This window comes from Nocardia beijingensis NBRC 16342, assembly GCF_001612785.1.
Classification (GTDB): domain Bacteria; phylum Actinomycetota; class Actinomycetes; order Mycobacteriales; family Mycobacteriaceae; genus Nocardia; species Nocardia beijingensis.
Genome location: NZ_BDBC01000074.1, coordinates 1 through 18,292, shown reverse-complemented (window position 1 = coordinate 18,292; position 18,292 = coordinate 1). Strand labels below are relative to the sequence as shown.

The window sequence follows — 18,292 nt, the reverse complement described above, 5'->3', positions numbered from 1 at the left end:
GCGGGGTCGGCCATCGAATTCCAGCACGGTGACGACGAGGTGGATCGCACCGCCGCCAATCTGGGAATCTCACTGTCCGGCAGTGAATCCGCGTCGGTGGAAGACCTGTCGAGCTGATCGGGACCGCCGTACGGTGCTGAGCACGCCGCGCACGGATCAGTCACGACGATCCGTGCGCGGCGCGTCTAGACACTTACGGCCTTCTTGGACGGCGTCTGCACGACACCGACGAGATCCGAGTTGCCCATGTTGTAGTGATTGCGCTTCACCTGGTCGCTGGAATTGCCTTCGATGGTGGTGATCGTATTGCCGTTGACGGATTCCACGATGCCGACGTGATCCGGGTTGCCGTCGTTGTTCCAATCGAAGATCACCATGTCGCCGGGCTGGGCTTTCGAGGTGGACCGCTGCAGTCCCAGCTTCTTGGCATCGGACCAGATGGCCGACACCAGATTCTTGTTGGTCCAGTCGACTTTGTACCCGGCCTTCTTCCACACCCAGGTGGCGAACGAGGCGCACCAAGCGTCGTCGATGTTGTAGGGCCGGTCGACGTGGTTCGTGCCGTTCTCCCGCACGCCCAGTTCGTTGCGCGCCATCTTCAGGATGTCGTCCACGGTGCCGTCGCCGGTCGCATAGGTCGCGGTGCTCGCGGGTACCGAGCTACCACCCCTCGACCACGGAGTGGACAGGGTCCGGGGCTGATGGCTCGTTCGGCTCTGGTAGGACGGACGCGAGGCGTCGATGCCGTTCGCGTGCGTCTGGATCTGCCCGTAGGCGTCCGCCACCGCGTCGTGCACGTCGTCGATGGCGTGCATGACGTAGCGCATCGCGCGGCCTTCCTCCTCCGCCGTCAGCGGCAGGTACGCGCCTTCCTTGTCCGTGCGCTCCCTGATGCTGCGCAGGTTGCCATCGAGTTCGCCGACCCGCTCCTTGATCGACTTATAGGTGGTATTCGTCAGGTCGAAGGTTTTGAAGGCCGCGTCCTTGACGTTGCGGCCCTGCCGATCCATCTCCTTCTTCTTGGTGTCGATTTCGCCCTTGCGCGCGCTGTAGTTGTCGATCAGCACCGACTCTCCCGAAGGTTCTTCGAGGCCGTCGTCACTGAGCAACTTTTGCTTGTCCAACCACGCCAGCAGATCCGGCTGCTTGGAACCCTGCCCGGACGCGAACAGCAGAATCGAGGTCTCGATGAATTCCTGCGCCGCTTGGATCAGGGATTTCAGTCCCCCACTGGCGATACGGGGAACATACAGGTCTTCGACGAACCCGATCAGCTCGGCACGGGTGGTCGTCATGTGCACCCCCTTCCTCTGGCCAAGGCACACATGCCGAAAGGCGCAACGAGCATTATCCGTACCTCACTCGGCCGATGCCGCCGGACGCTGTGGCGGCAGACGCAGCTGTAATGCCGAGTATCGGGCATTCCCGGCATTGGCAACTGTCCGCCCCATCCGCCTCGGGCCGGTGCGCCGCCGACCAGCTCCGCGAAGCGCACTGCGCCGCTTCGAATTCAGAGGGTGAGGCGCACCATGTCCGCCGTGCGCGCCAGGCCGGGAAAGGCCTGCGGAGTGGACCTCGGATGCAGCGCGTGCACCGCGAGCCGGAACATGACCGCGCGCAACAACATTTGCGGCCACTCCGGCAGGTCCGCCCAGCGATCGAGCAAACCGTCGTCCGCGCCGCCCCAGGACAAGGCGTCCACCACGATCACCGCCGCCGCCCATGGCACTGGCCGCCAGTACGGGGTGATGTCGGTGAGCCCGGGAGTTTGCGCGCCCGCGAACAACACGGTGCCGAACAGGTCGCCGTGCACCAGCTGCGGCGGCGACTGCACCGGTTTGCGGAGGGTGGCCAGCTGGCCGATCAGTTCGATGCTGCGCCGCCCGTCCGGGGAGGTCGACAGCGACGCGCCGCCCGCGCGCAGGCTGCGCAGCGGCACCGGCTCCCAGGCGGCGCGATCGGCCGCGACGAAGACATCGATGTCCACCCACGGCACCACCGGTGGCTGAGAGAGGAAGCGCGGGCGCTCCAGCTCCGCCGTCGCCTTGTGCAGGCGCAGCGACACCGACACCACCTCGTCGTGCCGTGGTTCCGGCACTCCGTCCAGGTAGGTGTCCGCGCGCCAGCCGGACACGACGTAGCGGCCGTCGGTCGCCCGCACCGGACGGGCCAGTCGCAGCCCGTCCACCCGCAACGCCTCACGGACCTTCGCCGACCACGCCGCGCGCGCGTGATCGGTGACCGGACTGAGCACCACATCGCCCAAGCGCCAGCCGCCTTCCCAGTCGCCGAGCGCAACCGGGGTCACTTCGCGCAGACCGAACGTGGCACGCACATGCTCGGGAGGTTCCACAGAAGTCACGGCCGTACCGTACGTGGTGTCGGTTTTGGCGGGCCTCCGGCGCGCCGTATTGTTTGGCAGCGCCTGCGGCGCTGCGTGTTCGCATGCTCGGTCTCGCTTCGCTCGAAACCCGGAGCTGGGCTCAGCCGGGCGCGTTGGCATTCCAACTCGGGACTCGGCCCTTGACACCCGAAATTCGACTGCCGTCATTCCACCAAGCGCGCGAGGATCCAGGTTCACGAGTGCCCGCTCAACTTCGTCCGCCTGGATCTGGGCATCGTGTTGCGCGATCGCGAGCCGCCGTCTACGCCCCGGCTGACGGCGAGGCGTAGACGTTCTGCCCGCTCAGTACACCGGCAGGGACTTGTCCACCTGGTTCGCCCAGGCGATCACGCCGCCTTGCAGGTGGGTGGCGTCGGAGAAGCCCGCGCGTTTGAGGGCGGCCAGGGCTTCCGCGGAGCGCACGCCGGTCTTGCAGTGCAGCACGATGGGGCGGTTCTGGGGCAGTTCGGCCAGCGCCTCGCCGGACAGGATGCGGTCCTTGGGGATGAGCTTCGCGCCCTCGATGTGCACGATGTCCCACTCGACCGGCTCCCGCACATCGATCAGCTCGATGTCCTTGCCCGACGCCAGCAGCTCCTCGAGTTCGCGCGCGGTGATGGTGGATCCGGCCGCGGCCGCCTGGCCCTCCTCCGACACCACGCCGCAGAACGCCTCGTAGTCGATCAGCTCGGTGATCGGCTGACGCTGCGGGTCGCGGCGCAGCTTGATGGTGCGGTAGTTCATGTCGAGTGCGTCGTACACCATGAGACGGCCGAGCAACGGCTCACCGATGCCGGTGATCAGTTTGATCGCCTCGGTGACCATCACCGACCCGATGGACGCGCACAGCACGCCGAGCACGCCGCCCTCCGCGCAGGACGGGACCATGCCGGGCGGCGGGGCCTCCGGGTAGAGGTCGCGGTAGTTGAGGCCGCGCCCGTCCGGGGCGTCCTCCCAGAACACCGAGACCTGGCCCTCGAAGCGGTAGATCGAGCCCCACACATACGGCTTGCGCGCGAGCACCGCGGCGTCGTTGACCAGGTAGCGGGTGGCGAAGTTGTCGGTGCCGTCGACGATCAGGTCGTACTGTTCGAACAGCTGCACCGCGTTCTCCGGCTCCAGCCGGATCTTGTGCAACCGGACATCGATGCCGGAATTGATCTCCAGGATCGAGTCGCGCGCGCTGTCGGCCTTGGAGCGGCCGATGTCGGACTCGCCGTGGATGATCTGACGCTGCAGGTTCGACGCGTCGACCTCGTCGAACTCGACGATGCCCAGCGTGCCGACGCCAGCGGCGGCGAGGTACAGCAGGGCCGGCGAGCCGAGGCCGCCCGCGCCGATCACCAGCACTTTGGCGTTCTTCAGACGCTTCTGCCCGTCCACACCCAGATCGGGGATGATCAGGTGTCGGCTGTAGCGGGCTACCTCATCCCTGGTCAGCTCCGCGGCCGGCTCGACAAGTGGCGGCAGGGACTTGGGTGATGACACGTCCAGGACTCCTCGAATCGCTCGGCCGATCGCTGCGGCGGTATGACGCCCGCGGCGGGTTCGTTCAACTGTGCAACACCGACGACCGGGCAGTTCTTCCCGCCCATCGTTGCGTATACCCGGCCGAGGGCGACAACCACCCTCATCCCCTGGGGTAGGGCCAGGGGTTGAAGCGGCAGCGCTTCCCGTCCATCGGGACCACGCCGTGCGGATCGAGGGCGGCGATGTCGTCGTTCCTGGTGCCGAAGGTCTGCTGCATCATCACCGGCGCGAGCCCGCCGTCGGTCTCGCAGGCCTGATGCTGGTGGTAGCCGATGGCGTGGCCGACCTCGTGGTTGATCAGGTACTGCCGGTAGGACCCGATGTCGCCTTCGAACGCGAGCGCGCCGCGCACCCATCTGACCTCCGACAGCACCACGCGGCGGTCGTCGGCGTTGTAGCAGGAGGTATCGATCGGGATGTCGAAACCGCATTCCTTGCGGCTGGATCCCCGCGAGGTGAGCGAGACGCGGAAGTCGACCTCGCCCTGGTCGACCCGGCGGAACGCGAACTTGGGGTCGTGTGTCCAGCTCTTCGGGTTGGCCAGAGTGGAGTCGATCATCTTGGCGACGGCCTCGTCCCCGCCCAGGCCGGAGGTGTCCACGCCGTTCTCGATTTCCACGGTGTAGCGGAAGGCGGTGGCGGTGCCGGTGCCGATCTGGGCGGTCGTGCCGGGCACCACGTGCCAGACGCCCGCGCCGGATTCGGCGAAGGCGCCGCCCTCGGGCAGGGCGCCGGTGGGTAGATCGGTGGGAAAGTGCCCGTCCCCGGGCGGGGCGCCGATGATGCCCGCGGTGGCGGTGGCCGGGCTGAGCCGCCCGAGCCCTGGGTCCGAGCCCGCCGCGTTGATCTCGTCGGCGGCGCGGATCGCGTCGACCACGACCAGAACGGTGATCACGACCAGAACCGGCAACGCGTACGCCCGCCAGCCGTAGGTCGAGACGAATCTGCCGAGCGCGCTCTGCTTCTTGGCGTCCCGCTCGGGACGCGCCCTCGTCCGGCCTTCGTCGGGAGCGGTGGGATCCCAGCGGGCGCGCAGCGGCTGGTGGGAGCGCTCGGCCCGGTGCGAGTACAGGTCCGCCGGATCGTCGGCAGCATCCGGTTCACCCTGCGCCGGGGTGGAATCGGGCTGCGGCGCGGGAGGTTCGGGCGCTTTGCCGCGCTTGCCTTTGCTCTTCTGGCGACCGGATGGCCCGCCGCCCGCCCCGGACCGCTTGGCTGCGCCGGTCCGAGCCGCACCATCGGATCGCGCCTCTGGCCAGGTTCTCGCCATGTGATCCGACCCTACGGAACCGGGCCCGTCGGAGCCAGCCGGGCCGGGCGCACCGCGCCGTCCGGCGGGTGTTCTTTCCGGTCGGTCGGTCACGTCGACCAGCGTCTCACAACCGCGAATCCCCACCGACGGGCACACCAGCGGCCCGGTCGGTGCGACAATGTGTCTTCGGGTGACACCAGTTGCCCGGCCCCGATCCGCGGGCGGCCGACAACCGGGTATCGTGCTTGGAATAACCCGGTGCACACCCCTTTGCCGGGGAATCGACTGGGAGAGCCGAAATGACTGACCTCGTGGACCGGATGACGTCCCGTAGATCGTCGTCCGAGGCCATGGCACCCGCCAAACGCGGTACCCGGCTTCCGCGCGACGAGCGTCGTCAACAGCTACTCGCGGCGGCAAGCGAAGTCTTCGTGCAGCGCGGCTACCACGCCGCGGGCATGGACGAGATCTCGCAGTGCGCCGGAGTGAGCAAGCCGGTGCTGTATCAGCACTTCAGCAGCAAGCTGGAGCTGTATCTCGCGGTGCTGCAGAACTATGTCGACATGCTGGTCTCCAGCGTGCGCCAAGCGCTGCGCTCCACCACCGACAACAAGCAGCGCGTGCGCGCGGCGGTGCAGGCGTACTTCGATTTCGTGGACAACGAGATGCAGGGCTTCCGCCTGGTCTTCGAGTCCGACCTGACCAGCGAGCCGCAGGTGCAGCGCCGGGTCGAGCAGGCCACCGAGGCCTGCGTGGACGCGGTCTTCGACCTCGTCGCGCACGACTCGGGCCTCGACCCCTACCGGGCCCGCATCCTGGCCGTCGGCCTGGTCGGCGCGAGCCAGTTCACGGCGCGCTACTGGCTGGAGGCCGATCGGCCGATCCCGAAGGAAGAGGCGGTCGACACCACCGTCCAGCTCGCGTGGGGCGGCCTGAAGCACGTGCCGCTGCACCCCATCGACTGAGCGGGTCCGACGACGAACGAGCCCCTGTCCCCGATATCACTCGGGGGCAGGGGCTCGCTGCGTGTGAAGCAGACGTCAGACGGCGGCGAAACCGACGCGGCCACCGGTGGTCGAGCCGATCTCGACGTAGGCGACCTTCGCGGCCTGGATCAGGAACTTGCGGCCTTTCTCATCGGTGAGCGTCAAGACGCCACCATCGCCGCCGAGCGCACCGGACACCAGCGCCTCGACCTCTTCCTGGGTCTGCGCGCTGCTGATCACCAGCTCGCGCGGGCTATCCGAAATACCGATCTTGACCTCCACGGCCAACCTCCGAACCTGAGAGTCCTGTGCTGTCGATTCCAAGGCTAGTGGTGGCCGCGGGTGGCGCTCACTTGGGCTCGACGAGCTGGATCTCGAGTTCGATCTTCACGGTGTCGCTGAGCATGCCGGGCAGCGGGCCGCCCACGCCGAAGTCCGTACGCTTGATGGTGCCGGTGGCGGAGAAGCCTGCGTGCCGGTCGCCGGTGGGACCGAAGTCCTGCACGCCGCCCCACTCGACCTCCAGCGTCACCGGCTTGGTGATCGCGCCGAGCGTGGCCTGTCCCTGAACCTCGAAGGTCTCGGCGACGATCACGGGATGGTCGGCGCGGAAGGTCAGCGTGGGGCGATTGGCGACGTCGAGGAAATCGGCGGTGCGGATGTGCGCGTCCCGATCGGCGTTGCCGGTGTCGAAGGAGTCGAGGTAGATCGTCGCGCCGACGGTGGCCGCGCCCGATTCGTCGACCACGAATTCGGTCTCGAACCGGGTGAATCTGCCCCGCACCTTGGAGATGCCGAGATGACGAATGGTGAAGGCGACCGAGGAGTGCGCGGCGTCCAGTGCCCACGAACCGGATTTGAGCGTGGTGGATTCCGAAGTAGAAGTCATGCCTCCGACAATGGCCGGACCGCGGTCCGGTAGCCAGACCGCCGTTATCCTGGACCTGACAGGGCGCGGTTAATCGTCCCCGGACCCGGCACGATGGAAACCATGGCAAGTAACGGATTCGCGGAGTTCCTCATCGCCCGGCGCGCCGAGCTGCGGCCGTCGGATGTCGGCTTGCCCGAGGGCGGACGCCGCAGGACGCCGGGGCTGCGGCGCGAGGAGGTCGCCGTCCGAGCGGGCGTCAGCGCCGACTACCTGGCCCGGCTGGAGCAGGGCCGCGACACCAACCCGTCGCTCGCGGTGATCGACGCGCTGGCCGACGCGCTGCTGCTTCGTGGCGACGACCGTCAGTACTTCGGCATGCTCGCGATGGCGTCCGGCAACGAATCCCGCTGCCCCGGAAGCGAATCCCCCGAGGAGCAGGTGGCTCCGACGATCGAGACGATCCTGCACGCGTTGCAGCCGATCCCCGCCTTCGTGGTCGGACGCAGGCTGAATGTGCTCGGCTGGAACCAGGGATGGGCCGATTTCGTCGCTCCGCTGGGCATGCTGGACGGACCGGATCAACCCAATCTCGCCTTGTACACCTTCACGCATCCCGCCGCGCGGCGCGTCCTGCGCAACTGGGAGGAAGCCGCCGACACCTTCACCGCCGCCCTCTGCCGCGCCAAACTCCACTGGCCCGGAGACGACGCACTGCTCGAGACCATCGAAGCGCTGCGCGGGCTTCCCGATTTCGCCGGCCGCTGGAAGCCGCATCGGGTCGGGGCGCCCGGCTCCGGCACACTGCACCTCGACCATCCCGTACACGGCATGGTGGAGGTGCCGTTCGAAATGCTGGAAGCCGACCGCAGGGATCAGAGCGTCGTCGTCTGGTTGGTCGACCGGGCCAGCATCCACGCGCCCGGTCTGCGGCTGGTGCCCAACCGCGCGGCGAACGAATAGCTCAGATCCCGAGGACCGCCATGCGCTCGGCGTGACTGTCCTGCATCCGCTCGATCAGCGCGGCGATGCCGTTGAGATCACCGGTGGCGGTGAGCACCAGATCCGTGAGTTCGTCGCGCTGCGCCATGACGAACTGCGCCTGCGTGATCGCCTCGCCGAGCAGCCGCCTGCCCCACAGCGTGAGCCGGTCGCGTTCGGAGCGGCTCTCGGTGACCGCGCGGCGCACCTCCTCCACGACGAACTCGGAGTGACTGGTCTCGGCGAGCACGTCGCGGACCACCGCGGCGACATCGGGGGTCAGCGCGCCGGCGATCTCGGTGTAGAAGTCCGCGGCGATGCCGTCACCGACGTAGAACTTCACCATCGACTCGAGCCACGTCGAGGGGTCGGTGGACGCGTGGTAGTCGTCCAGCGCGCGCACGAACGGAGCCATCGCGTCGAAGACGTCGGCGCCGCGCGCGGCCAGCGCCGACTCCAGTGTCTTGAAATGCTCCATCTCGGCCGCGGCCATCGCCGCGACCGCCACCTTGCCCCGCAGGGTCGGCGACAGCTTGGCCTCCTCGGCCAGCCGGTAGAACGCGGAGATCTCGCCGTAGGCGAGCACCGCGAACAGGTCGGTCACGCCCGGATGGCTCGCGGGGATGGAGAGGCTCGCTGGGTCGGTCGACGAAACACCTAACGCGGCAGGTGACTGTGCTCCCATGCGCCCCAGCGTAGTACTCACCGCGGATCAGGCGGTCTCGGCGAGGAACTTCTCGAGGTAACTCCATGTCGTGTCACGCGCGGTGGGCGCGGCCAAGATGCCGAGATGACTGCCCGGCGCGGTCTGGTAACGGACCGTGGCCGCTCCGCTGAGCACGTGCGCACCGCCCTCGACGGCCGCCGCGGGCGTGATCACGTCGGACGGCCCGCCGATCAACAGCACCGGCGCGGTCACCTTCGCCAGTTCGATGCGGCGCGCGCCGAGCCGGACCACACCGCGTCCGATGTCGTTGTTCAGGATGAACCGGCCCCACAGCTGACCGTAGAAACGGCCGGGATAGCCGGGCATCTCGGCCATGAACCGGTCGATCGTCTCCATCTTCGCCAGCGCCTCGGTGCGCGCGATATTGCTCGCGACGAACCAGGGCCGGGTCAGCTCGCGATCCCACGCGGTGACCTTGTAGCCGATTCGAGTCAGTGTCGCAGGAACGCCACCGGCCGCGCGGATGACGGTCGAGGTGGCCCGGCCACCCGTGAGTTTCGCGACCGCGCGCAGCTGCGGCACGCCGGTCATCCGGTCGTAGTCCAGCGGCGAGCCGACGGCCGTGATGGACCGGATGGGCAGCTCGGGATGCGCCGCGGCGGTGAGCAGGGCCAGCGTGCCGCCGAGCGACCAGCCCACCAGATCGACCGCGCCTCCGTCGCGGTCGGCGCTTGTGCGCAGCACCGCCTCGGGCAGGATGTCGTCGATCCAGTCCTCGAAGCCCATGCGCCGGTCGGCGAAGGTGATCTCGCCGTAGTCGACGACGTACGGGCTGCGGCCGATCTCCAGCAGGAAGCGCGCCAGGCTCTGGTCGGGACGCAGATCGAAACAGGTCGCGGGCGCGGCGAGCGGCGGGACCAGCAGGACGGCCGAATCCGCTTCCACCGCGTCGCCGTCCACCCGCTCGAACCGCCGCAGTTGCCGGTGCGGCTGGTCCCACAGGATCGTCGCGGGGGTCGGGTCCGGCGCCTCGATGCCGGAGCCGAAGGTCAGCGCCCAGGCGTTGCGCGCGGCGATGGTGACAGTGTCGGCAAGGCTCACAGCGAAGAGATTCTCATATTCGGTACCGCCGGTAACAGGCAAGTCCCCGCCGCGCTACCGCGGCCCCATGCCCACGGGGTTGAGCGGCGGCACCACCGACTCCTGCACGCTGCGGACCAGCGGCGCGAGCGAGGTGGTCAGCTCGGTGATCGCGTCGGCCGACAGCACCGCGAGCGCGCCGGTCCACGCCGCTTCGTCGGTAGCGGCCTCGACCGCGGCCAGCAACTCCGCGCCGCTGCCGGTGAGGGTTGGCGTGACCGGCTCCCCGGCGACCAAGCCACGGGCACGCAGCTCGTCGAAGTCGTCCACCCACTCGGCCTCCGACACACCGCGCGCGGGGCGCATCACCGATTCCGGGGCCTTGCCCGCGGCCACCTGCACGATCAGCGCTTGACGTCCGGTGAGACCGTGGGTGACCAGGGCCGCGACATGGCCGTCGCCGCGATGCTCGCGCAGCGAGGTCGTCAGCTGCCACAGCGCGGCCACCGGGTCGGCGGGCAGCGGCAGGGCCGCGTTCGCGGCGAACAGCGCCCGCCCCGTCGGATCCGCCGCGCGCTGCACCGGCGCGAGCAGTTCGACCGCGCGAGCCGACACCGCGTCACCCGCGCCGACGCCGCGCAGCAGGCCGGTGGCCAGTTCCAGCCGAGCGGCCAGGCAGCGTTGCGGGGTGGCGCGCTCCCACGCCTCCGGCAGCGCGCGACGCACCATGTCGGGGTGGAATCCGGCGAAGACCGCCTGCACGGCGGCGGGCGTCACCGCGCCCAGCGGCGCGGCGCGGAAAGCGAAGTACGTCTGCCAGTAGCCGCGCAATCCGATCCCGACGCCCGCATCCTTGACGCCGGTTCCGAAATAGACGACATCGTGTAGCGGTTCGAGCGTCGCCCAGATTTGCCGCGCCGGATGAATTCCCATGTGGCGCAGCGTACGTGGACGCCGGGCGCGGCGAAAGCACACCGCGGGTCAGGAGCATTTCCGATAGCGCGCCGCGGTGGCAATTCGAGCGGGGCACAATATCACGCTACAATCGCGTCGGACAACGGAAAGTTTCGCTCGACAGAGTTGCCGGACGTCGCGCTCACGCACACCGCGCGGACGCCGCTGCGACCGCCGACCGGTTTCGAGTGCGAAGTTTTCGTTGGACACCGAAAATGTGCGCGCACCAATCCGCGTCACCACTGCGCCGCGCCGATGTTTTGCGAGGTAGCCGCCGTTTTTCACGGCAGGCGCCCGGCATCCGGAGCGTGGCCGGGTGAAGTATCGCCTGCGGAGTCGTGGTCGTCGTGGACCGCCCGGTCCGCCCCACCTCGTGCGCGCGGGACGTGATTACGAGGAAGGCACGAACCCTGAGCAAGATCACAGTCGATCAGGAACCAGGTCTGGCGGAGACCCTGTTGACGGCCGAACTGGACGCAACGCACACCGCCCCGACTTTCGCCGAATTGGGCGTGCGCGCGGAAATCGTCCGCGCACTCGGCGAGATCGGAATCGAACGTACTTTCGCCATTCAAGAACTGACCCTCCCGCTGGCGCTCGCGGGTGAAGATCTCATCGGTCAGGCCCGCACCGGCATGGGCAAAACCTTCGGATTCGGCGTGCCGCTGCTGCACCGGATCGCCACCGCGGAATCCGGCACGACGCCGCTGGACGGCACGCCGCGCGCGCTGGTCATCGTGCCGACGCGCGAGCTGTGCATCCAGGTCACCAAGGACCTGGAGAACGCGAGCAAGTACCTGACCAACCACCAGGGGCCGCTGCGCGTCGCCTCCATCTACGGTGGCCGCCCTTACGAGGCGCAGATCGAGGCGCTGCGCGTGGGCGTCGACGTGGTGGTCGGCACGCCGGGCCGACTACTGGACCTCGCGGATCAGCAGCACCTCATCCTCGGCAAGATCGGCGTGCTGGTGCTCGACGAGGCCGACGAGATGCTCGACCTCGGCTTCCTGCCCGACATCGAGCGCATCCTCGGCATGGTCCCGGACAAGCGCCAGACCATGCTGTTCTCCGCGACCATGCCGGGGCCGATCATCACCCTGGCGCGCACCTTCCTGAACCGGCCGACGCACATCCGGGCGGAGGAGCCGCACGACTCGGCGGTGCACGACCGCACCGCGCAGTTCGTCTACCGCGCGCACGCCCTGGACAAGAGCGAGCTGATCGCGCGCATCCTGCAGGCCGAGAGCCGCGGCGCCACGATGATCTTCACGCGCACCAAGCGCACGGCGCAGAAGGTGGCCGACGATCTCGCCGAGCGCGGGTTCGCGGTCGGCGCGGTGCACGGCGACCTCGGCCAGATCGCCCGCGAGAAGGCGCTGACCAAGTTCCGCAAGGGCGCCATCGACGTGCTGGTCGCCACCGACGTCGCGGCGCGCGGCATCGACATCGACGACGTCACGCACGTCATCAACTACCAGTGCCCGGAGGACGAGAAGACCTACGTGCACCGGATCGGGCGCACCGGCCGGGCCGGGCGCACCGGCGTCGCGGTGACGCTGATCGACTGGGACGAGCTCAACCGCTGGTCGGCGATCGACAAAGCGCTCGGGCTCGGCATCCCAGAGCCGGTCGAGACGTACTCGCGCTCGCCGCACCTGTACACCGACCTCGGCATTCCCGAGGGCGTGACCGGCGTGATCCGCAAGCCGAAGCCGGAGCGCGATCCGGACGCGGAGGTGGTCGAACGCCCGGCCCGCACGCCGCGCAAGCGCAACCGCAAGCGCACCCGCGCCGGTAAGCCGATCGACGGCACGCCGGAGACCGCCGACTCGGCCGACACAGGCACCGACACCGCCGTGGCCGACCCGGAGCAGGCCGGCGACGCGGATTCGGCCGACAAGCCCGCCCGCCGCAGGCGCAGGCGGCGTAAGTCGGCCGGAGACGCCACCGATGTCACCGCCACCGACGAGTCGAGCCCCGAGGCCGCGGACGACAGCGGCGCCGAAGTGACCGACACGGCCGACCGTCCCGCTCGCCGCAGGCGCAGGCGGCGTCGTTCGGGCGAAGGAGACGTCACCGCGGAGGACACCGGGAGCGCGGCCGAGCCCGCGGCCGCCGCGTCGGCCTGACGACCCGGATCGGCTAGTCTCGCATTCGTGCTCGCACCCGAGCGGCGGACGCGCGCCGATATCATCTCCGCAGTCGCGATCGCGGTTCTCGTCGTGATCGCCGGGGCCTTGGTGTGGGTGCGCGGAGACGCGCACGGCACCGAATCGGTGACCGCGTCGTCCACGGTGCCGACGCCGGCCGCGGCCGATCAGGTGCCCACCGCGCTGCGGGAGCTGTGGCACGCGCCCGACCGCGCGAGCGCGCGTGCGCTTGTGTCCGGCGGTGTCGCGGTGACCGGCGACGACGCCACGGTCACCGGCCGCGACCCGCGCACCGGCGAGCAGCTCTGGAAGTACCGGCGGGACATGCCGCTGTGCGGGGTCGAGGGCCAATACGGCATGGTGATCGCGGTCTACCGCGACGAGCGCGGCTGCAGCCAGGCCACCATGCTGGCCGGCGACAGCGGCGCCCGCCGCACCGCGCGCAGCAGCTACATGGACAAGGACGTGCGGCTGTCGGTCGACGGCACCTACCTGCTCGCGCAGGGGCCGCAGCGGCTGGAGATGTGGCGCTCGGATCTGGTGCGCACGGTGGAGTACGGCTTCGTGGACGCTCCGGTGAACGTCAAGACGCAGCCGCGCAAAGGGTGCGCGCTGCTGTCGTCGAGTTCCAGTCCGTCTCGGCTCGCCGTGCTGGAGCGTTGCCCCGCCGACCCGGCCGAGCGGCTCACGGTGCTCAACCCGGCCCCCAAGGACAACACCGTGCCGGAGGAGTACGGCTCGCACGTATTGACCGGTCCCGGAACGGATTCCGCGGAGGCGCGGGTGCTCGCGGTGTCCGACAGCCGGATCGTGCTCTACTTCCCGGCCGCCGAATCGCTGCCGCCCCGCTTGGCCGTTTATGACGGGAACGGCAACCCCGTTGTGGTGCATCAGCTTTCCGCGCCGCTGAGCCAGACGGCCACCACCACCCGGATCGGATCCGCCTATCTGGTCTTCACCGGGAACAGCGTGATCGCTTTGAACGGCAGCACTTTCGACCCGCTGTGGACCGCGGGCGGTGCGCTCGGCTCGCCCGCGCTGATGGCGGGCAAACTGCTGCTGCCCACCGCCGGCGCGCTCACCGTCCTCGACCCGGCCACGGGAGCCGAAGCGGGACGCGTCCCGGTGGAGCGGCCCGGCTACACCGGAAATCCCATCTCGCTCACCGTGATCGGGAATACCGTGCTGGAACTGCGCGACGGAGAACTGCACGCGTTCGGCTGAGGCGCCCGGCGAAATCTGTCGGTGCCTTGCAGCACACTCAGGGAATGAGCGAAACCCACGCCGCCCCAAACGAAAACGCAGCTGCCATCACGTCCTACGACGATCCTGACGCACCGTGGAACCAGGAGCACTCCGAGGAGGAGATGGCGCGTTGGAACGACGGCGTGATCCAAGAGTTCCGCGACAACGCGGGCAAGGTCGGCGGCGCCTACGCGGGCGGTGAGCTGCTGCTGCTCACGACCACCGGCGCCAAGAGCGGCAAACCGCATGTCGTTCCGCTGGGCCTGTTGCGCCGCGGCGAAACGATGTACGTGAGTTCGTTCATCGAGGACCGATACCCGGCCTGGTATCACAACGTCAAAGCGCATTCCGGCGTCACCATCGAGCTGGGGCGCACCACCTATCGGGGCACGGCGCGGGCGCTGGAGGGGGCCGAGTACGACGAGTTCGCCGCGTGGGCGCTCGCGAACAATCCGTTGCTCGCCGACTACCAGGCCAAAGTCTCGCGGCCGCTGCCGCTGGTAGTGCTGGAACTCGGGGAGCCGGTCGGGTCGTAGCCCGCTTCGGCACCGTCGCGGGGAGACCGCCCGTGCCGCCGCATGATCAACCGTGCACCATGATGGAGGCATGTCCGCACTCGACGATGCCCGCGTTGTGCTGCTCCGGCACGGCGAGACCAGCTGGTCCACACAGCGACGGCACACCGGCCGCACCGATCTCCCGCTCACCGAACGGGGGGAAGAACAGGCCAGGGCGGCAGGCGGCATGCTCGCCACGCTGAAACTGCGGAATCCGTTGGTGCGCACCAGTCCACGACTACGGGCGATGCGCACCGCCGAGCTGGCCGGGCTCACCGGCGCCGTGGTCGAGGACGACCTCGCCGAATGGGACTACGGCGCCTACGAGGGCCTGACCACCCCGCAGATCCGCGAGTCCGTACCGGGATGGACCATCTGGACCGGCCCGGTCCCGGACGGCGAGACCGCCCAGCAGGTGCGCGCACGTGCCGACCGGGTGCTGGCCGCCGTGACGGCGGCGCTGCCGGAGCGGGATATCGTGCTGGTCGGGCACGGCCACTTCTCCCGCGCGCTGATCGCCCGCTGGGCCGAATTCGAGGTCGAAGAGGGCCGCCGATTCGCCATGTCGACCGGCGCGCTGACCGTGCTCGGCTACGAACACGACGCGCGCGCGATCCGCGCGCACAACCTGGTACCCGACGGAGCGTCACTGTGACCCGACCCGACACCGATCCCACCGCCGTCGACCTCGGCTCCGCCGTGCTGCGCCGCGCCGTCGCCTCCGACGTGCCAGGACTGGTCGACCTCATCTACGACCTGGCCGAATACGAGAAGGCGCGCCACGAGTGCACGGTCACCGCCGAGCAGCTGCGCTCGGCGCTGTTCGGGCCGGAGCCGAAGCTGTTCGCGCACGTGGTGGCGGGCGAGTCCGGTCTGCTCGGCTGCGCCATCTGGTTCCTCAACTTCTCCACCTGGGACGGCGTGCACGGCATCTACCTGGAGGACCTCTACGTCCGGCCGGAGACCAGGGGCAAGGGCTACGGCAAGGCCCTGCTCACGGCCCTGGCGAAGGAGGCGGTCGACCACGGCTACAGCCGGGTGTCCTGGTCGGTGCTGACCTGGAACAAGCCCTCGATCGACTTCTACGAATCGATCGGCGCCGTCGCCCAGGACGATTGGCTCGGCTACCGGCTGGCCGGCGACGCCCTCGGCAAGCTGGCCGCCGACGCTCGGTAGCCCGGATGTCCTGGTTCCCGCCGCTGGATCTCGCGTCCTGGCCCAGCACCGCCGACAAGGCCATGGCGCTACAGGACGAGTTGCGGCCGCTGATCGCTCCGGTCACCCCGACCGGCACGCGGTTCCGCACGATCGCCGGGCTCGACTCGGCCTACGACGACACCGGCGCCGTGGCCGCGGCCGCCGTCGTCCTGGCGGCGGACACCCTGCGACCGGTCACCTCAGCGGTCGCCCACGGCGTCGCCGACTTCCCGTACGTGCCCGGCCTGCTGGCTTTCCGGGAGATTCCGGCCACTCTCGCCGCGCTCGAAAAGCTGGACACCCCACCGGATCTGCTGGTCTGCGATGGGCAAGGGCTCGCCCACCCACGCCGCTTCGGTCTGGCCTGCCACGTCGGCTTGCTCACCGGCGTGCCGACGATCGGCGTGGCGAAGACCGTGTGGGGCGACCATGCCGAACCCGGACCCGAACGCGGCGCGGCCACCGACATCACCATCGACGGAGCGGTGGTCGGGCGGGCATTGCGCACCAGAGCGGGCGTCAAGCCGGTGTACGTCTCCGTGGGACATCGCATCGACCTCGACACCGCCTGCGCGCAGGTGCTCGCGCTGACCCCGCGCTACCGGCTGCCGGAGACCACCAGGCACGCCGACCACCTCTGCCGCGCGGCGTTGCGCACGGCGACGGGGAACTAATCCGGTTCGACCCCGTAGTCCTGCGCCATCCAGCGGGTGGACGGCGGCGCGAACAGCAGCGCCAGCGCGGCGACCGCGACCACACCGAGCACCGTGCCGTAGACCGGCTGATGCGAGTCGGTGAGCAGCGACCAGGTGACCGGGAGCAGCAGCAGCTGCGCGATGACGGCGATGGCGCGTCCCCAGCGTTTCCCCACCAGGAGCCCGACGCCGGCGGCCAGCACCGCGCCGCCGAGGACGCCGAACCACGCCGCCGTGCCGTAGCCGCTCGTGGCGGACTGGTCGTGGCCGAGTACTCCCCGCACCACCAGCACGATCGCGACTCCCACGGCGACGACGCCCTCGAGCGTCACCAGTCCCCCGGCCGCGCGCACCGTCGTCGGCACCGTTCCCGCGGCCGCGCTCTTGTCGCTCACGATCGCGCCCCGCGCGCTTCCGGCTCCGTCGTGCGCCGCGGCGCACGATGTCCTCGCTTCCCTTGCTGACGCTCGTTCACGCGGCAAGCCTACGACCACGCTGGTCCGCGTCGTCGTCCCGCCGTACGCCCGCGCGACGCCATCCGGCGCATCGCTCGCCGCTTTTCCAGCGCCGGTCGGCGGGCAACTAGGCTGCCATCCGTGCGGACGCTGCTGATCGTGAACCCGAATGCCACCTCCACCACACCGGCGACCCGGGACCTACTGGCGCACGCGTTGGAGAGCCGCACCCAGTTGACCGTCGCGCACACCCAGCACCGCGGCCACGCCGCCGAACTGGCCCAATGGGCGGCCACCAACGAAATGGACCTGATCGTCGTGCACGGCGGGGATGGGACGGTCAACGAGACCATCAACGGCTTCCTGCCGCTGCCCGTCCTCGACGACGGTCAAGCCTGGTTGCCACGTCTCGGCGTGATCCCCGGCGGCTCGGCCAACGTCTTCGCCAGGGCGCTCGGCATCTCGCCCGACCCGGTGACAGCGACCAACCAGCTCATCGACCTGCTCACGCTGGACGCCGATCGCCGGATCGGTCTCGGGCTGGCCGACGACCGCTGGTTCTGCTTCAGCGCAGGCGTCGGGCTCGACGCCGACGTGTGCGAGGCGATCGACGCCAGTCGCGCCCGCGGCCGCGCCGCCACTCCGAGCCGTTATGTTCGAACAACCGTGCGACAATTCTTCCGCGCGAAACGGAAGGAACCCGGCGTTCAGGTCGAAATTCCCGGCCGGGATCTCGTGGACGGGGTGCATTACGCCTTCGTTACCAACACCACACCGTGGACGTATCTGAACGCCACGCCGGTGCACACCAACCCGGGCACCCGGTTCGAAACCGGCCTCGGAGTGTTCGCGGTGCGCTCGATGGCCGTCCTCCCGACGCTCCTGCTCGCGCGCCAGCTCCTCGCGGCCGACGGGAATCCCAAGTCCCGCAATTTATTTCGCGAAGACGACGTTCCCGCCGTACGAATCGAGGCCAAAGAACCGATCGGCCTGCAAATCGATGGCGACTTCATCGGCAAGCGCAACGTGGTGGATTTCACTGCCGTCCCCGACGTGCTCGCCGTCGTCGCCCCGCGACCGCGCTGACCGGCGAAACACCGCGAAAAACATCGCGGGTAGTGCTGCAAAATCCGGGGAGAGCGAGTACAAAGGACCGGGCAGGCTTCCCCACAGCGGGGGCCTTCAGAGCGTGAGCTTCCCCACGGTGCACCGCGTGCCTATTGACATCTACGGTGTTCGTGAAAGCATTCACAAGCAACCGTGCGGAAACATTCGAGTCGCACAAGTGAACG

19 protein-coding genes are annotated in these 18,292 nt (G+C 69.1%); 9 read left to right on the top strand and 10 right to left on the bottom strand.

Features of this window, described 5'->3' with window-relative positions; all coding sequences use genetic code 11:
• Window positions 1-185: 185 nt before the first annotated feature.
• From NB3_RS31810 to NB3_RS31795, 4 genes are all read right to left on the bottom strand, one after another.
• On the bottom strand, window positions 186-1,295 hold the full coding sequence (locus NB3_RS31810; protein ID WP_067810602.1) for a C40 family peptidase: 1,110 nt from the start codon (window positions 1,293-1,295) through the stop codon (window positions 186-188).
• Window positions 1,296-1,510: 215 nt separating this feature from the next.
• Entirely contained in the window at window positions 1,511-2,362 is an 852-nt protein-coding gene (locus NB3_RS31805; protein WP_067810600.1) for a TIGR02569 family protein, read from the bottom strand.
• Window positions 2,363-2,686: 324 nt separating this feature from the next.
• Entirely contained in the window at window positions 2,687-3,871 is a 1,185-nt protein-coding gene (gene moeZ / locus NB3_RS31800) for an adenylyltransferase/sulfurtransferase MoeZ (protein ID WP_067810598.1), read from the bottom strand.
• Between the two features lie 142 nt (window positions 3,872-4,013).
• On the bottom strand, window positions 4,014-5,183 hold the full coding sequence (locus NB3_RS31795) for a DUF3152 domain-containing protein (protein WP_084823836.1): 1,170 nt from the start codon (window positions 5,181-5,183) through the stop codon (window positions 4,014-4,016).
• A 281-nt stretch (window positions 5,184-5,464) separates the two neighbouring features.
• On the opposite strand from NB3_RS31795, the gene fasR reads away from it, so the two are divergent.
• On the top strand, window positions 5,465-6,130 hold the full coding sequence (gene fasR / locus NB3_RS31790) for an HTH-type transcriptional activator FasR (protein ID WP_067810596.1): 666 nt from the start codon (window positions 5,465-5,467) through the stop codon (window positions 6,128-6,130).
• A 75-nt stretch (window positions 6,131-6,205) separates the two neighbouring features.
• Here the strand turns inward: fasR and NB3_RS31785 are convergent, their stop codons facing one another.
• Complete coding sequence (locus NB3_RS31785) at window positions 6,206-6,433, bottom strand: DUF3107 domain-containing protein (RefSeq protein ID WP_067810591.1); 228 nt, start codon at window positions 6,431-6,433, stop codon at window positions 6,206-6,208.
• A gap of 67 nt (window positions 6,434-6,500) precedes the next feature.
• Window positions 6,501-7,040 carry a YceI family protein gene (locus NB3_RS31780; RefSeq protein WP_067810589.1) on the bottom strand — a complete coding sequence of 180 codons (540 nt, stop codon included), beginning with the start codon at window positions 7,038-7,040 and terminating at the stop codon, window positions 6,501-6,503.
• A gap of 102 nt (window positions 7,041-7,142) precedes the next feature.
• Here NB3_RS31780 and NB3_RS31775 point away from each other — a divergent pair, with 102 nt between their 5' ends.
• A complete protein-coding gene (locus NB3_RS31775; RefSeq protein WP_067810612.1) occupies window positions 7,143-7,982 on the top strand; it encodes a helix-turn-helix domain-containing protein in 840 nt (279 codons plus the stop codon).
• A gap of 1 nt (window position 7,983) precedes the next feature.
• Here the strand turns inward: NB3_RS31775 and NB3_RS31770 are convergent, their stop codons facing one another.
• Genes NB3_RS31770 through NB3_RS31760 form a run of 3 tightly spaced genes read right to left on the bottom strand, consistent with a single transcriptional unit; the run spans window position 7,984 to window position 10,680 of the window.
• A complete protein-coding gene (locus NB3_RS31770; protein WP_067810587.1) occupies window positions 7,984-8,685 on the bottom strand; it encodes a ferritin-like fold-containing protein in 702 nt (233 codons plus the stop codon).
• 27 nt (window positions 8,686-8,712) lie between these two features.
• A complete protein-coding gene (locus NB3_RS31765; protein WP_067810586.1) occupies window positions 8,713-9,768 on the bottom strand; it encodes a polyhydroxyalkanoate synthase family protein in 1,056 nt (351 codons plus the stop codon).
• 54 nt (window positions 9,769-9,822) lie between these two features.
• A complete protein-coding gene (locus NB3_RS31760; RefSeq protein ID WP_067810585.1) occupies window positions 9,823-10,680 on the bottom strand; it encodes an SCO6745 family protein in 858 nt (285 codons plus the stop codon).
• 410 nt (window positions 10,681-11,090) lie between these two features.
• Between NB3_RS31760 and NB3_RS31755 the strand changes: the two genes are divergently transcribed.
• The 6 genes from NB3_RS31755 to NB3_RS31730 all read left to right on the top strand — a co-directional run bounded on the left by NB3_RS31755 (window position 11,091) and on the right by NB3_RS31730 (window position 16,524).
• Window positions 11,091-12,830, top strand: a complete 1,740-nt coding sequence (locus NB3_RS31755; RefSeq protein WP_084823837.1) for a DEAD/DEAH box helicase — start codon at window positions 11,091-11,093, stop codon at window positions 12,828-12,830.
• A gap of 27 nt (window positions 12,831-12,857) precedes the next feature.
• On the top strand, window positions 12,858-14,075 hold the full coding sequence (locus NB3_RS31750; RefSeq protein WP_067810584.1) for an Rv3212 family protein: 1,218 nt from the start codon (window positions 12,858-12,860) through the stop codon (window positions 14,073-14,075).
• A gap of 44 nt (window positions 14,076-14,119) precedes the next feature.
• Window positions 14,120-14,632, top strand: a complete 513-nt coding sequence (locus NB3_RS31745) for a nitroreductase/quinone reductase family protein (protein ID WP_067810583.1) — start codon at window positions 14,120-14,122, stop codon at window positions 14,630-14,632.
• 70 nt (window positions 14,633-14,702) lie between these two features.
• Complete coding sequence (locus NB3_RS31740; protein ID WP_067810580.1) at window positions 14,703-15,308, top strand: acid phosphatase; 606 nt, start codon at window positions 14,703-14,705, stop codon at window positions 15,306-15,308.
• 44 nt (window positions 15,309-15,352) lie between these two features.
• Window positions 15,353-15,829, top strand: coding sequence for a GNAT family N-acetyltransferase (locus tag NB3_RS31735; RefSeq protein ID WP_067810609.1), 477 nt, complete (start codon window positions 15,353-15,355; stop codon window positions 15,827-15,829).
• 5 nt (window positions 15,830-15,834) lie between these two features.
• Window positions 15,835-16,524: an endonuclease V gene (locus NB3_RS31730; protein WP_067810578.1), complete on the top strand. Its 690-nt coding sequence runs from the start codon at window positions 15,835-15,837 to the stop codon at window positions 16,522-16,524.
• On the opposite strand, the gene NB3_RS31725 is transcribed toward NB3_RS31730, so the two are convergent.
• Window positions 16,521-16,943, bottom strand: coding sequence for a hypothetical protein (locus tag NB3_RS31725; RefSeq protein WP_443093679.1), 423 nt, complete (start codon window positions 16,941-16,943; stop codon window positions 16,521-16,523). The genes NB3_RS31730 and NB3_RS31725 overlap by 4 nt on opposite strands.
• Before the next feature lie 198 nt (window positions 16,944-17,141).
• Between NB3_RS31725 and NB3_RS31720 the strand changes: the two genes are divergently transcribed.
• The gene (locus tag NB3_RS31720) at window positions 17,142-18,086 is read left to right on the top strand and encodes a diacylglycerol/lipid kinase family protein (protein ID WP_067810575.1); all 945 of its coding nucleotides are present in this window, start codon (window positions 17,142-17,144) and stop codon (window positions 18,084-18,086) included.
• Window positions 18,087-18,292: the final 206 nt, after the last annotated feature.

What these genes read in the sequence shown, in the direction of transcription:
- NB3_RS31810 (WP_067810602.1), bottom strand. Translation starts at nt 1,295, where the DNA reads ATGACGACCACCCGTGCCGAGCTGATCGGGTTCGTCGAAGACCTGTAT.
- NB3_RS31795 (WP_084823836.1), bottom strand. Translation starts at nt 5,183, where the DNA reads ATGGCGAGAACCTGGCCAGAGGCGCGATCCGATGGTGCGGCTCGGACC.
- fasR (WP_067810596.1), top strand. Translation starts at nt 5,465, where the DNA reads ATGACTGACCTCGTGGACCGGATGACGTCCCGTAGATCGTCGTCCGAG.
- NB3_RS31780 (WP_067810589.1), bottom strand. Translation starts at nt 7,040, where the DNA reads ATGACTTCTACTTCGGAATCCACCACGCTCAAATCCGGTTCGTGGGCA.
- NB3_RS31775 (WP_067810612.1), top strand. Translation starts at nt 7,143, where the DNA reads ATGGCAAGTAACGGATTCGCGGAGTTCCTCATCGCCCGGCGCGCCGAG.
- NB3_RS31770 (WP_067810587.1), bottom strand. Translation starts at nt 8,685, where the DNA reads ATGGGAGCACAGTCACCTGCCGCGTTAGGTGTTTCGTCGACCGACCCA.
- NB3_RS31760 (WP_067810585.1), bottom strand. Translation starts at nt 10,680, where the DNA reads ATGGGAATTCATCCGGCGCGGCAAATCTGGGCGACGCTCGAACCGCTA.
- NB3_RS31745 (WP_067810583.1), top strand. Translation starts at nt 14,120, where the DNA reads ATGAGCGAAACCCACGCCGCCCCAAACGAAAACGCAGCTGCCATCACG.
- NB3_RS31740 (WP_067810580.1), top strand. Translation starts at nt 14,703, where the DNA reads ATGTCCGCACTCGACGATGCCCGCGTTGTGCTGCTCCGGCACGGCGAG.
- NB3_RS31730 (WP_067810578.1), top strand. Translation starts at nt 15,835, where the DNA reads ATGTCCTGGTTCCCGCCGCTGGATCTCGCGTCCTGGCCCAGCACCGCC.